Genomic DNA, 14,141 nt, shown 5'->3' on the forward strand with positions numbered 1-14,141 from the left:
ATGACTAAGCATTATGACTACATCGCAATCGGCGGCGGTAGCGGCGGCATCGCCTCCATCAACCGTGCGGCCATGTATGGCCAGAAGTGTGCGCTGATTGAAGCCAAAGCGCTGGGCGGCACCTGCGTCAACGTGGGTTGTGTACCGAAAAAGGTGATGTGGCATGCGGCGCAAATCCGTGAAGCCATCCATATGTATGGCCCGGATTACGGCTTTGACACCACGATCAACCACTTCGACTGGGAGAAGCTGATCGCCAGCCGTACCGCCTACATCGACCGCATTCACACCTCGTACGACAACGTGCTGGGTAAGAACAACGTTGACGTGATCCACGGTTTTGCCCGCTTCGTCGATGCCAAAACGATCGAAGTGAACGGGGAGACGATCACTGCCGATCATATCCTGATCGCCACCGGCGGCCGTCCGAGCCACCCGAACATTCCGGGTGCCCAATACGGCATCGACTCCGACGGGTTCTTCGAGCTGCCTGCCCTGCCTGAGCGCGTTGCCGTGGTGGGCGCGGGCTATATCGCGGTCGAGCTGGCTGGCGTGATTAACGGTCTGGGCGCTGAAGCGCACCTGTTCGTGCGTAAACACGCGCCGCTGCGCAGCTTTGACCCGTTGATCGTCGACACCTTAGTGGAAGTGATGAACACCGAAGGTCCAACCCTGCATACCAATGCCGTGCCAAAAGCGGTGATTAAAAATGCAGACGGCAGCCTGACCCTGGAGCTGGAAGATGGTCGCAGCCAGACCGTCGACTGCCTGATCTGGGCGATTGGCCGTGAACCGGCGAACGATAACTTCAACCTCGGCGTGACCGGCGTGAAAACCGACGAAAAAGGCTATATCGTCGTCGATAAATTCCAGAACACCAGCGTCCCGGGCATTTACGCCGTCGGGGATAACACCGGCGCGGTTGAGCTGACCCCAGTAGCCGTTGCGGCAGGCCGTCGCCTTTCCGAGCGCCTGTTCAACAACAAGCCGGACGAGCATCTGGACTACAGCAACATCCCGACCGTGGTCTTCAGCCACCCGCCAATCGGCACCGTCGGCTTGACCGAGCCGCAGGCGCGCGAGCAGTATGGCGACGACCAGGTGAAAGTGTATAAATCGGCGTTTACCGCGATGTATACCGCCGTCACCTCGCACCGTCAGCCGTGCCGCATGAAGCTGGTCTGCGTCGGCCCGGACGAGAAGATTGTCGGTATCCACGGCATTGGCTTTGGCATGGATGAGATCCTGCAGGGCTTCGCGGTGGCGCTGAAGATGGGCGCGACGAAGAAAGACTTCGACAACACCGTGGCGATCCACCCGACGGCGGCGGAAGAGTTTGTGACGATGCGATAATGCCGGACGGCGTTACGCCATTTTTTCCAGGATCGTTTTTTTGACGTCGCGTACAAATGCCTCAATCTGAGGCATTTTTTCTGCCCAATCCACGGTGACCAACCCGAGATACTCAGCACGCGCCTCCGCCAGCAGTTTCGCATGGGCTTCAGGCAGTTGCGGCAGCAGCCAGGCCGCCGCCTCGTCTTTGGAGGCGATCTGACCGGTTTCAACGCTATACCCGATACGCGCCAGCGTCAGAAGGATATGCCTCTCGTCACCCTCCAGATCGTCGGCCCTGTTCCACAGCGCGAGGGTCTGGCGAAACGTATGCTGCAGATCGCGTTCAGGAACCGCCTCAAACAGCGTGCTGGCCGCTTCTCCCCGCAGGGGGAGGCTGTTTTGACGCGCTTTGGTCAGTAAAATCGCCAGATCGGGGTCGGGCTGCGCCGGTTCGTATTCACCGTTTGCAATCTCGTCCCGTAGCCACTCCCCAAACTGCAGTTCCCGCATGGGCGGAAATTGCCATGGCACAATCTGCGACCAGACAACCACCGTCACCTCCAGCGCCCGATAAATTTCCGACGTCCCGGGCCAGGCCGAAATGGCCAGCAGCTTCTGCATTAAGGTATGCCGTTGTTCATCCCGCAGCGGCGAACGCACCGTGACCAGCAGATCAATATCGCTCAGCGGTTTCAGACCACCGTCCATCGCCGAACCGTATAAATGAATCGCCATCAGCTCGCGCCCGAGAATGCTTTCGATAAGGGCGCAGGCGGTCTGGATCTGTTTTTGTGCACAGGGGAGCACGTTCATCTTACCTCTTAGTCTGAGGACAACTGCTGATTAAACCGGGTCATCTCTTCCAGCACGCGCCCGACGAGGATCTCAATCTCCTGCCAGGTTCGTTCGTCGTGACAGGCTGTTTCCAGGGCTTCACAGGCTTGCTGCAACGCTGTCATGTTCATCATGCGCGCGCCGCCGTTGATACGGTGCGCCATACGCCCCACCTTATCGCGATTTTTCTGTGCGAGCCACTGCGTCAGCTGGCTGGCATCCTGGCGGTTGACCTCCACCATTTCGGCCTGCAGCGCCCGCGTAGCATCACTGACAAGATCAGGTTTTGCGCTGCCGACGGCAAAATAACGATCCAGCAGCGTCTGCAGTTTCTCCGCCGTCAGCGGTTTTTCCAGATATTCATTCATACCGGCAGCGATACAGCGCTCTGCCGCTTCGGCACCGCTGATCGCCGTCAGGCCAAAGATCGGCACAGGCGGCAGGCCGGAAAGCTGCTCGGTATGGCGGATCTGCTGTGCCAGCTCATAGCCGTCCATCTCCGGCATGGTACAGTCGGTGATAATCACATCGTAGCGGTCAGGATGTTGCTGCCACATCGACAGCGCCTCCGCCCCCTGTGTCGCCAGCGACACCCGGTGCCCCCAGGACTCCAGCCGCTGCTGCAGCGCCCGGCGTGCTGGCGGATAGTCGTCCACGCCAAGAATATGCAGGCTGCGCATCTGTTCGACCGGCGCAGGGGTCAATACTTTGCTGGCCGCTGGCACGGCGTTAAAGTGAAGGCTCACCACGCAGCCCTCATGCGGTTCACTGTCGATACGCACCTGCGCACCCGCGGCCTGCGCCATATACAGACAGGCCGGTAAACTGAATCCGGTGTCGGTCCACTCTGATTTCAGCGTCACGTGATGCGCACGTCCGGCAATCTCCTCCAGCATCTCCCCATCTATGCCCTCGCCCTGATCGCATACCTCGATGACCAGCGGAATGGCCGTGGCATTTGGATCTCTGCTGCCCTCGTACACCTCAACGTCAATCTCCTGGCAATTTGCATGCTTAATGGCGTTACGCAGCAGACTGGAGAGAATACGAATAATCAGCAGCGGATCGGTGGTAAAGCGCTCGGTAGAAAGCTCGATCAGTACATTCAGGGTGATGCCTTTCGCTTCTGCCTGTTGCCGGTAAAGCGCCACGGTACTGTGGATTAACTGCGGCAGATGCGTGTTGCGCGTCGTTCCGTTCAGCTGCGGGTTATCGGCGCGGAAGACATCGAACATATCGCCGATAAGCGAAAGCAGATTGAGGGAGGATTCCCAAATCAGATTCAGGTTTTCATTATGCTCATGCCGCGCATCCAGCGCCTGAAGCTCCATCTCCAGCAGGCCGGTGATCACGCTGAGCGGCGTACGCACTTCATGCCCCATCGTCTGCATAAACGCGTTTTTGCTGCCTATCGCCTGCTCCAGATTACTTTTGGTCTCCGAGAGCTGAGCAATCAGTTGCTCTTTCTCGGTGACATCCAGCCAGCCGCCAATCAGACCGCCAATCTCCCCCTGACTGTCGTGCCACGGCACCACCCAGCCCTGCAGGTAGCGTGTCTGATCGTTGATCGTAAAGCTGTCAGACCAGTTCTGCGGTTGACCATCCTGCAGCGCCTGCTGGTATTTTGCGTCCAGGTTCGCCAGCACCGTGGGTTCGGCAATGTCGATCGCCGTTACTGGCTGCCCCTGGAAGGCATCGCCCGGCTGACCGATGGCATCCGCCCAGGCCTGGTTGTAGCGCAGCAGATGGCCGTTGCGATCGCGAACGTAGAGCGCCACGGGCGAGGCGTCGATCAGCGCCTGGGTAAAACGTAACTGCTCGGTAAGCTGGTGCTGCAGGACGTTGCCACGGCGCAGCGCGGCGCGCAGATACTGTATCCACAGCCAGCACCCGGTCACCACCAGCAGAAGCAACACGCCCCACACCAGGGAATTGAGTAATGAACTTTGGGCCCAGGTTTCGCTATTGTCGATGGCCGCTTGTCGCCAGTCTCCCGCCAGCTGCATCAATCCCTGCGGTTGCATATCCGCCAGCGCTTTATTGAGGATATTAATCGGCTGGCTGGTGTCGGTCTGCGCGGCAATAACCACATCAATGGGAGGCACGGGTACCGTCACTGCCAGATGAAAACGGGTGGGATGGTGGCGCGTCACCAGATAGTTGGCGATAAACTGCGGCGCAATTACCCCGCGCACATCGCCTTTTTTCAGCCGTGCGAGCGCATCGTCCATGTCCGTCAACGACACCAGTTTGATTGTGGGATACCAGGTTTCCAGCCATGGTAGCAGCGGGTCGTCGGCCATAATTGCCAGCTTTTCGCCCTTTAGCTGGGAAAAATCGTCCGGTCGTTTGATCTCCTGATCCATCACCACCACGGCGGGTGTAGTAAGTAACGGCGGGGTCATCGCTGTGGCGGCGGCTGTTTTTTGCGATACCTCAGCCAGTTGTCTGAGCACCAGTGCATCCGGGTTGTCCCGCTTTAGCGCGTTAAGTTCGGCGTCGCTATTAGCGGTCAATATTGTGAAGTGAATATCATACTGCTCGCTGAACTGGTTGAGCAGGTCAACCACCAGACCCGCTGGCGATCCCTCCTCCAGAAACGACAGCGGACGCTGGCGGCTGTCCAGGATCACCTGAATCTGACTGTGCTCCCGCAGCCAGTTCTCTTCCTCCTGATCCAGCGCCAGCGGATTGGTGGTGATCACGAAGCTCCGGTTAAGCCCCCAACTGGTGGTGATACGCAAACGGCTGGCTAACGGGATATGTTTAAACACCGTGTCGATGGCTTCCGCCAGCTGCGGCAACTGGCGATCCACACCAAAGCTCATGTTCAGATTGGGCAGCGCCGGACTGTAACGCCAGCGTAGCCCCTGAGCCTGATGATACTGGGTGAGGTACTCCGCGCTGGCCCGGTTAATCCACAGCGCGTCTATCTGCTTAAACGCCAGCGCGCTGACGGCCGAAGGATACCAGGACTGGAAGCGGAGCGTGCTGCCGGGATAGTAACGCCGCAGGGCCGGACTGGCGTTGGTATCAGCCATCAGACCTAACGTTTTTGGGCTCTCTTCGGGCGCGTCGTCGGCCCGCTCGCGGGGGGTCATTAAGACTGCCTTATCCAGCAGCCATGGCGGTGTGGTCACCAGATCGGGGTTTGGCCACAGCTCCGGGTTCCACATCGCCACCATCTGAATTTCATGGCGACGCAGCGCCTGGAACGCATCACGACTCTGGCTGTAATAGTGGAGTTTAACGTTGATCTTCAGGCTATCTTCCAGCAGCGCCAGATAATCAGCCGCAATCCCGTTGAAAATCCCGTGCCCCATCCCTTCGCTGAGAGGCGGATGCGGCTGCCCCCAGACGCCCACATGAAGCGTCTGATTGTTATTCAGCCATTGCTGAACATCATCGCTGAACTGGACATGCGGCGCATTGACCTGTACGCGGCGCTGCAGGGTCAGGTCCTGGGCCTGAATCTGCCCGATACTGCAAAGCAGCAAAAAAAGGCTAATTAACCGGGCAGTGATAAAACGCATCGTTTGAGTCGTTCCCTGAAAGATGAGAGCTGGAAATAGGCAGACGGGTGCAGCCTTAATTTTAGCAACCGCGCGTCGTTCTGCATTGTCTGGATACCCGTCATAATGTGCGGGAATTTTAGCAATAGGCGGGTCAGCCCGGACTAAGGTCGGTCTTGTTTTTAAAAAATTAACGCCCGGGCCCGAATATAAGACCGGACTTGTTGCGAGTCTGTTTTCCCCCGGTAAAAATGCCCGGGATTTGCTATATATAAACAGGTTAATCCGTGATGAGTAAAATGATAGATGACCGCAGCAATAATAACGCTGACGCCAGAACGGATGAGGCAATTAACGGTCAATTTCCGGCGCTGGTGGAGATCACACCCGGAGATATTCTGATCCAGGGAGAGGAGAACCTTTTTCCTGACCACAGCAGTAAGCAACTGCTGATCAAAGGAACACCGGAGGAGCAGTTCAATCTTTCCGACCTGTTACCGGCAGATGCCGACCCAGGAGAGTGGATGAAAGCGAGAGGCTCCGTCACCCTGGACGGCGTGCAGTATGAGGTTTATCACCATCCGGGGACGGAAACAGAGCTGCTGGTACAGACAGGGGTGCAGGTCACGCAGCTCGCGTAATCGTCATCCAAAGGTAAACCCACAACATAATTGAAGGATTTATGATGAGGCGTTCAATTCTGGCTCTGACTCTTGCAATACCCATTTCCTTTTCTGCCCTCGCAGATTCCGGAGAGGCTCTGTTTACCCCGGAAAAAGTCAGCAGTGAAATAGGTCTGGGCAGCCTGAGCGGCAAGACAAAAGAACGGGTTTACGAGCCGGACTCCAGCGGCCATAAAAACAGCCAGCTCAACTGGAAATACAATAATGCGGCCATAATTAAAGGCTCCATTGACTGGGATCTTCTGCCATGGGTATCGCTCGGCGCTTCAGGCTGGACTACCCTCGCCAGCCGCGGCGGTTATATGGATGATACGGACTGGCAGGACCTCGATCAGGATGCCTGGACCGATCAGAGTAAACACCCTGACACCCGCCTGAACTACGCAAACGAATTTGATGTAAATATCAAGGGATGGCTGCTAAACGAACCCGCTTATCGGGTCGGGGTGATGGCCGGTTATCAGGAGAGCCGCTATAGCTTTAAGGCCTCCGGTGGTTCTTACCACTATACCGATGAGGATACGGGATTACCTGACATCGGTGATTTTCCGGCCGGGGTGACCGTCATCGGTTACAAACAGCGTTACAAAATGCCGTACATTGGCCTTGTCGGTCATTACCGTTACGAACGTTTTGAGTTTGGTGGCAGCTTTAAATACAGCGGGTGGGTACGCTCGTCAGATAATGATGAACATTATCTGACCGATATCACCTTCAGATCGAAGGTTAAAAACCAGAACTATTACTCAATTGCCGGGAACGCCGGTTATTACGTGACGCCCAATGCCAAAGTGTACATTGAGGGAACCTGGAACCGTACCACCAACAAAAAAGGCAGCTTGTCCGCCTATGATTACAGCACCGGCGAAACACAGCGTGCAGACAATAGCGGTGGTATTGAAAACTGGAACGTCATGACCACCGTCGGCCTGAAGTACCTTTTCTAACCACACCGTGCCGGGCGCGTTGCCCGGCTCAGACGCCATTATCCCGGATAACCTCAACCTGCACCTCGCCTGCGCGAAAACCGTCGGCGAGGAAGAATGGGATGGGCAATCGCCATTGTCCATTACGCACCACCGCCGTATAGCGATAGCGCTCTCCCTTAATGCGTAATGCGACAGCCTGCTTTTCACCGCCGGCTTTCTCGCTCGGCCCCGCCAGTACGGTAAACCCGGCGTTGCTGCCCACGTGGAAGTGCTCAGTCTGCCAGCGAACAGGCGGATGAGCAGGCCAGGGTTGAGCATGGTGAAACGCGAAGATCTCATCATGATTCAGAATGCTCTGCCGCACCGTGGGCCAGAGCGCCACCTTGAGGAAATACTGGTCGGTGAAACGGGCGCTCCCCCGGTAGTTCGCCACAAACTGACGCATCATACCTTCCACGTTCGGGATCGTGCCGCCACAGCCGCCCCACATCCCGGCCAGCAACAGTTCGGTATGGGTGAAGTAGTCGCGCATATGGTGGAAATAAAACGGCGAGCGCAGCCAGGCGTCCACGCAAACCTGCTCCCGTTCAGAGAGCAGGGAGTCCGCATCACGCACTAAAAAACGCTCGACCTGCGGGTCATCCATTACCAGAAAACGCCACAGCGTTGGGTAGATGTGCTTTTCCTGGCTCATATCCACCAGCGAGGCCCCCGCCTGCGTCAGCCGCTGCCAGACGTGCTGCGGCACGGAGTCATCCAGATACACGCGACAGCGCCAGGCCGGAAACAGCGCTGCGGCGGCCTCAATGTTTTTAATTAAGGTTTCGCAGTAGCGCGGCTGATCGCCGTACAAACTGAACGCGATGATGTTCTTTTCCGGGCAATCTGCCCGGAAAGGTGGCGGTGGCGTCTGGGGCAGTGGCCAGACGGTACCCTGACGAAAACGCCGGTCAGAGAGGGTTAATGACTCCAGACCACAGGCGCGCATTTCATCCGTTTTGCCCATATGACCGCATAATTCCGCCAGGCCATCGAGCCAGGTTTCTGACGCTTCATGACGGCGCGGCGACTGATAAATTTTGCGATAGACCTTATACGCCTTGTCATGTTTCCCCTCACGCATCAGGCTCAGGGCGTAATCGCTCTGTACCGACATATTATGCGGCAGAACGGCCAGCGCTTTTTCGCAGCAGCGGGACGCCGTTGCATAGTCCGCCACGGCCATTGCATGACGGTACTGTTCCGCCAGCGCAGTAAATGTCTGACGCATTGCTTCGTGTTTTGCAGCAGAGGAATGAGGATGAAAGGATCGGCGCATCGTCCAGGCTCAATAATTAAATAAACGTGCGTATTATTTTCCCGGTCGCCGGTCACGTTAGCGACAAGACCGGTCTTGATGTGCCCGGCAATCCGTAATGGCGTAACATGTAAGGAGCAAAAAGCAGGCAGAAATGCAGGCTTATATTAGTATTGAGAGGATCGCGTAGAAATAATACTGTTCCTGACCTGACATTGCGCTTTTCGTTATTAACGACTACCAGAATAATAACCAAGCCTTGTCTTATAACAATACATTTACCGTTTAATCAGAATATCACTATCAGTATCTTATTCTCAGGAGCGTTATAAAAGTTATGCGCCACTACCTTTGCCGTTTTTTGCTTCTGGTTTTATTTTTATTCGTGATGCCCGCGGCACACAGCGAAGAATATAAGATTCTGATGCGCACCCCGATTGAGGGCATGAATCGTCTGCCGCTTACCGAAGAGCAGGCAACGCTGCTAAAGCATGTACAACATTTGACGGTGGGCATCACACGCTATGACGCGCCCCCTTTCGGTATGCGCAATATGCGCCATGAATATGAGGGGCTGAGCGCCGACTATCTCGGCCTGGTGTCCTGGCAGCTTAATCTGCCGGTGCAGGTTAAAATGTACGACTCGCAGGAAGATCTGTGGCAGGCGCTGGCGCGCGGTGATATCGATCTTATCCCCTCGGTCTCCGCCTTTGACGCCAACGACGCCTTTGTCTTCTCAACGCCCTATGCCAGCGATAAACCGGTGCTGGGGGCGAACGACCGGGATACCCAGCCTCTCGCCGACGATCTGGCGAATACCGACGTCGCGATGGTCCGGGACTACCTGCCTCTGGCACAGGTGAAAGCGGCCTATCCCAACGCGCGCTTTCGTCTGTTTGACAGCTATCAGGAAGCGCTGAGCGCCGTGGCCTTTGGGCATTCACGCGCCTATCTGGGAAACAGCTATTCGCTGAGCCGAAACTATTTAAACAATATTCATATCGAGCGCTTCTCGCGGCTGCCCAACCGTGAAGTGGGGTTCGCCCTGAGCCAGAATAACCCGCAGCTCAACCAGTTGATTAACGCCACCATCCGCGCGGTACCCGAAGAGGAAAAGCTGGATCTCTATCGCCGCTGGCAGCCCGATCGGGTCGATATTGCGCAGGGAACCAAGTCGCTGGTCTTTACCGACCAGGAGAAAGCGTGGATCGCCCACCATCCGGTGGTGAACGTGCTGATCTACAGCCAGGATAATGCCGCGCCGGTCTCCTTTATCGACAACAAGGGGATGCTGCGCGGGGTGGTGGCGGATCTCTTCTCCGTGGTGTCGCTGCGCACCGGCTTGCGCTTTAGCTTTGAGACTGGCAATACCACCGATGATTTGATAGCCCAGGTCAACCACGGGCAGGCTGACATGCTCGCGTCAGTGACGCCGAGCGAGGCGCGCAAGGGTCAGATCCTCTTCACGCGGCCCTACTTACGCAGCGCGTTTGCCCTTGCGACATCCACCTCACGTAACGACATTAACACGCTGGCCGACCTGCGCGGCAAACGCCTGGCGCTGGTGAAAAACATCGGCGTGGAACAACAGGTGCGCGAGCGATACCCGGAGATCAAGATTGTCCACGTGGGCAATGAATCGCAGCTGCTCGCCAGCATCACCAACGGCGATGCCGACGCGGCAATCGGCATTCTGGTGATGACGGATTATCAGATCTATACCAACTTTCAGGATAAGCTGAAGGTGGTTTCGATTGTTGGCGACTCCCCCGCCTGGATCTCCTTTGGCGTAGGCCTGGCAAGCCCTGAGCTGCAGAGCATTCTGGATAAAGTCCTGCTGAGTATCTCACCCATTGAGATGGAAAATCTGGCAAACCGCTGGCGGCCCAACGAGCTGGTGGTGGTCGACAGCTTCTGGTATCGCTATCGCGAAGTGCTGATTGCCACGGGTGTCTTCAGCGCCGTTCTGGTGCTGTTAGCGCTGGGATGGGCGCTCTATTTACGTCGACAGATTGTGCGCAAAGCAGCGCTGCGCAGGCAACTGAACGAGCAACTCACCCAGCTGCGCGAGATGCTTACCGAACGTGAGTCGTTGCTGGCGGAGCTGAGCGAGGCGAAAGATCGCGCCGAAGACTCTAACCGGGCAAAATCGGTGTTCCTGTCAACCATGAGCCATGAGATCCGCACCCCGATGAACGCCATTATCGGCATGCTGGACATCGTCCTGAAAAAAGGGCGCAAGGGCGAGCACGATCTTCAGGCGCTGGAAGTCGCCTACGACTCAGCAGAGGGTCTGGTGGGGTTGATTGGCGATATCCTGGATATCTCCCGTATCGAGGGCGGGCATCTCGATTTCAACCCGGAACCCGTGCAGTTTGGCAAACTCATCGACAACATGATGCGGGTGTTCCAGGGGGTGGCGATTGAAAAGAATATCCAGTTGAATAAAGTCTTCCCGACGGACGCGCTGTACGAGGTCTACGCCGACCCGCTGCGTATTAAGCAGGTGCTCTCCAACCTGCTGAGCAACGCCATTAAATTTACCGACCGCGGCAGCGTGACCCTGACTTTATCGCAACGCGAGGAGCCCGGCACCGATAACGTGATGTTTGTTATCGAGGTGCAGGACAGCGGTGTGGGTATTGATGCCAGCCAGCAGGCCGCGCTCTTTAAGCCGTTCAGCCAGGCGGACAATCGTCGGGCGGGCACCGGCCTTGGGCTATATATCAGCCGAACCATCTGTGAAAGCATGAATGGCACGCTCACGCTGGCCAGCGAAAAGCATGTTGGCACCACCGTCAGGGCCACCTTCTCCCTGCCTAAAGTCACCCGTGCCGTTACGCCGCCTGCCCGGCGTGATGAGGAAGAGGAAACGTTACCGGCGCTTAACGTGCTGGTGGTGGATGACAATCCCGCAAACCGGATCCTGCTGGCCAAACAGCTTGCCTGGCTGGGGCAGCACGCGCATCTGGCTTCCGGTGGCGATGAGGCACTTAAAATCTGGACCGACACCGCGTTTGATGTGGTGATCACCGACTGCAATATGCCAGGCATCAACGGTTATCAGCTAACGGGAATGATGCGTAACGCTGAGCGTGAGCAGGGTCGGGCACCGACATGGATTATTGGTTTTACCGCCAATGCGATGCATGAGATTAAGGAACGGTGTGTACAGGCGGGCATGAACGATTGTCTGTTTAAGCCGTGCTCGATTAGCGACCTGGCGACGGCACTGCGTAACAGTACTTCTTGCCGGGTGGCGCTGCGCTGACCCGGCCTACAATCGACAATAATATCAATTAATTGCACGATTTATTGTAGGCCCGTGCAAGCGTAGCGCCGCCGGGCAATACTCACAGCAGTTGGTCGTGCCAGAGGAACAGCTCCGGGTCGGTCTTCACGCCCAGCTTTTTCATTGCGGATTTCTTCTGGCCGCTAACCGTTTTACGGCTCCGGCTGAACTTCTCAGAAATTTGCAGCACCGACATACCGGAAAGGAAAAGGCGTAACACCTCCAGCTCCCGCGCAGAGAGCTGATCCAGACGGCCAATGCCGTCAATCACATGCTGCTCATCTTCAGCGTCACCGGGTGCAGACGGCTCGGAGATAAGATAAAACTCCTTCTCCATGCTTTCGGAAAGGCAGATATGCCCTGCCGCCACGCGGCGCACCGCCTCCACCACTTCCGAGGCATCACGACTTTTACCGATATGCCCGCGCACACCGGCCTTCAGGGCCATACGGACAATAGCGGTATTTTCCAGCGTCGATGAGATCAAAATTTTCAGCCAGGGAAAATTGCTCATCAGCTGCTTAATCATCGGTAATCCGTCGATGTCTTCATCCCCGAGTAAATAGTCGAGGATCAGCACATCAATCCGGTTGGTACGTAAAAAATTAATCAGGTCGATACGGCTGGCAAAACTGCCCTTCAGTTCGAAATCCGGCTCCTGGCTGAAAATAATCTCCAGCCCTTTGCGGACAATCGGATGATCGTCGAGTAAGGCGATATAAATTTTCTTTCCTGAATAGTGATTCATCTGCACTCTCTTTCTGTGCCTGCTGTGTGGTTCATTATAAAAATGGCTGATTAGGGCTTACTCAGCCACTGCAATAATGTTCCCGCACTGGCATAACTACGAAAAATAGCAGCGTAAGCGTCAAAGCGGTTGGTCGCTTCCGCAACCTGGTTACCGTAATAATCACTTTCTGCACTCAGCACATCCAGCAGGGTTCGTCTGCCAAGGTGGTACCACTGATCGAAGAAATCATGGCGAATGCGATCGGATTCAAACGCTAAGTCATGGTACAACTCAGCACGCTCCAGCATGCTACGGGCATCCTGATCGGCCGCCCGTACGCGGTTATCCAGATCGCGTAACTGTTTTTCAATGGTTTCTCTGCTGGCGTCCGCACGACGCGCGGCAGAGAGTGCAGCGGCTCGCTGAGAACCGCCGCGGAAAATCGGCCAGCTCACGTTCACGCCTGTCTCCCAGGACTGTTCACGTCCGAGTTCGTCGCGCCCGGTGCTTTTGCCCACGTTCCAGGTCACTGTCGGGTAAGAGGCCGAGCGCGCGACATCCGCATCCGCCAGCGCCGACGCGGTCTCCGCCTGAGCCTGGCGAATCGTCGGATGCGTGTCGATGGCTGAAAGCTGTGTCGTCAGTTCACCCGGTTTCAGGTTCCAGGTCGTCGCCGCAGGCAGGGGCACTTTTTTGTCCCCCAGCAGGCGGTTAAGGGTAATTTCAGTATCACGCGCTCGTGAGACGGCCGTGTCCAGCGACGATTGCGCCTGGAGCAGCCGCCCCCGGGCCTGAGTCAGCTCGCTGCGACGGCCCTGATCAACCTTCACGATCCCGTCCAGCATCTCAACCAGCTCGTTCATCCGCGCCACATACTTTTGGCTCAGACTGATAATCTGGCGCTGCTTGCTCAGTTCGACGAGCGCGCTGCTGACCTGCCAGGCGATATCTTCCGCCTGGGCATCGACGTTATTTTTCGCCGCGTCATGCAGGGCTTCACGGCTTTTAATGGTGTTACTGGTACGGCCAAAATCGAGCAGTGTGGTCGCCATATTCACGGTGACCGCCGGTCGGCTGTCGCTGTAGCGACGCTCACCACCACCAAACTGATAACTTTTGGAACGGGTACCGACATCAATTTGCGGCCAGCGCTGACCTTTCGCTTCGTCAACATTCGCTTCTGCCGCTTCAGTATTATAATTCGCGCCACGCACTTCGGGGCTGATACTCAGCGCGGTATTCACCGCATCATTAAACAGGGCGCGAATTTCCCTTTCGCTGGGTGCGTGGGCCTTATTATCACGTTTCGGCGCGGCGGCCACGTGTGTCACCGGCGCCTGCTCCACTAACGGCGCAGCGGGTGCGGGCGGTGTGGAGGCCATCACCATGCGAGATTTTACCACAGGGTCTACAGGCGCAAAGGCTAATAAGCCGTCACTATTTGCTGCACTTTTAGCCGATGCCAGGCAAGCCGCGGCCGTCAACAGCGCCGCCAGACGGCGCTGCATAAAAATAGAGTTACTTTTCAT

General features: G+C 56.6%; 9 protein-coding genes. 4 read left to right on the forward strand and 5 right to left on the reverse strand.

Annotated elements, in window-relative coordinates:
• Positions 1 to 1,353, forward strand: coding sequence for a glutathione-disulfide reductase (gorA, locus tag ACTJJI_RS19965; RefSeq protein WP_063412042.1), 1,353 nt, complete (start codon positions 1 to 3; stop codon positions 1,351 to 1,353).
• 12 nt (positions 1,354 to 1,365) lie between these two features.
• Here gorA and ACTJJI_RS19970 read toward each other — a convergent pair whose 3' ends face one another.
• Positions 1,366 to 2,148: an aminoglycoside adenylyltransferase family protein gene (locus tag ACTJJI_RS19970; RefSeq protein ID WP_014833644.1), complete on the reverse strand. Its 783-nt coding sequence runs from the start codon at positions 2,146 to 2,148 to the stop codon at positions 1,366 to 1,368.
• An 8-nt stretch (positions 2,149 to 2,156) separates the two neighbouring features.
• Positions 2,157 to 5,702: a response regulator gene (locus ACTJJI_RS19975; protein ID WP_440655303.1), complete on the reverse strand. Its 3,546-nt coding sequence runs from the start codon at positions 5,700 to 5,702 to the stop codon at positions 2,157 to 2,159.
• Positions 5,703 to 5,971: 269 nt separating this feature from the next.
• Here ACTJJI_RS19975 and ACTJJI_RS19980 point away from each other — a divergent pair, with 269 nt between their 5' ends.
• Entirely contained in the window at positions 5,972 to 6,322 is a 351-nt protein-coding gene (locus ACTJJI_RS19980; protein WP_014833646.1) for a hypothetical protein, read from the forward strand.
• 44 nt (positions 6,323 to 6,366) lie between these two features.
• Entirely contained in the window at positions 6,367 to 7,311 is a 945-nt protein-coding gene (locus ACTJJI_RS19985) for an omptin family outer membrane protease (protein WP_440655334.1), read from the forward strand.
• A 28-nt stretch (positions 7,312 to 7,339) separates the two neighbouring features.
• On the opposite strand, the gene ACTJJI_RS19990 is transcribed toward ACTJJI_RS19985, so the two are convergent.
• Complete coding sequence (locus ACTJJI_RS19990) at positions 7,340 to 8,563, reverse strand: tetratricopeptide repeat protein (RefSeq protein WP_440655305.1); 1,224 nt, start codon at positions 8,561 to 8,563, stop codon at positions 7,340 to 7,342.
• Positions 8,564 to 9,014: 451 nt separating this feature from the next.
• On the opposite strand from ACTJJI_RS19990, the gene ACTJJI_RS19995 reads away from it, so the two are divergent.
• Entirely contained in the window at positions 9,015 to 11,861 is a 2,847-nt protein-coding gene (locus ACTJJI_RS19995) for a transporter substrate-binding domain-containing protein (protein ID WP_228485929.1), read from the forward strand.
• Between the two features lie 82 nt (positions 11,862 to 11,943).
• Here ACTJJI_RS19995 and ACTJJI_RS20000 read toward each other — a convergent pair whose 3' ends face one another.
• A complete protein-coding gene (locus tag ACTJJI_RS20000) occupies positions 11,944 to 12,630 on the reverse strand; it encodes a response regulator transcription factor (RefSeq protein WP_014833650.1) in 687 nt (228 codons plus the stop codon).
• 50 nt (positions 12,631 to 12,680) lie between these two features.
• Positions 12,681 to 14,141 carry a TolC family protein gene (locus ACTJJI_RS20005; protein ID WP_163281456.1) on the reverse strand — a complete coding sequence of 487 codons (1,461 nt, stop codon included), beginning with the start codon at positions 14,139 to 14,141 and terminating at the stop codon, positions 12,681 to 12,683.

The organism is Enterobacter sp. 22466, from assembly GCF_052044775.1.
Taxonomy (GTDB): domain Bacteria; phylum Pseudomonadota; class Gammaproteobacteria; order Enterobacterales; family Enterobacteriaceae; genus Enterobacter; species Enterobacter dissolvens.

Excerpts from the sequence above, each read along its gene's own strand:
- gorA (WP_063412042.1), top strand. The coding sequence starts at position 1 with ATGACTAAGCATTATGACTACATCGCAATCGGCGGCGGTAGCGGCGGC.
- ACTJJI_RS19970 (WP_014833644.1), bottom strand. The coding sequence starts at position 2,148 with ATGAACGTGCTCCCCTGTGCACAAAAACAGATCCAGACCGCCTGCGCC.
- ACTJJI_RS19975 (WP_440655303.1), bottom strand. The coding sequence starts at position 5,702 with ATGCGTTTTATCACTGCCCGGTTAATTAGCCTTTTTTTGCTGCTTTGC.
- ACTJJI_RS19980 (WP_014833646.1), top strand. The coding sequence starts at position 5,972 with ATGAGTAAAATGATAGATGACCGCAGCAATAATAACGCTGACGCCAGA.
- ACTJJI_RS19985 (WP_440655334.1), top strand. The coding sequence starts at position 6,367 with ATGAGGCGTTCAATTCTGGCTCTGACTCTTGCAATACCCATTTCCTTT.
- ACTJJI_RS19990 (WP_440655305.1), bottom strand. The coding sequence starts at position 8,563 with ATGCGTCAGACATTTACTGCGCTGGCGGAACAGTACCGTCATGCAATG.
- ACTJJI_RS19995 (WP_228485929.1), top strand. The coding sequence starts at position 9,015 with ATGCGCACCCCGATTGAGGGCATGAATCGTCTGCCGCTTACCGAAGAG.
- ACTJJI_RS20000 (WP_014833650.1), bottom strand. The coding sequence starts at position 12,630 with ATGAATCACTATTCAGGAAAGAAAATTTATATCGCCTTACTCGACGAT.
- ACTJJI_RS20005 (WP_163281456.1), bottom strand. The coding sequence starts at position 14,141 with ATGAAAAGTAACTCTATTTTTATGCAGCGCCGTCTGGCGGCGCTGTTG.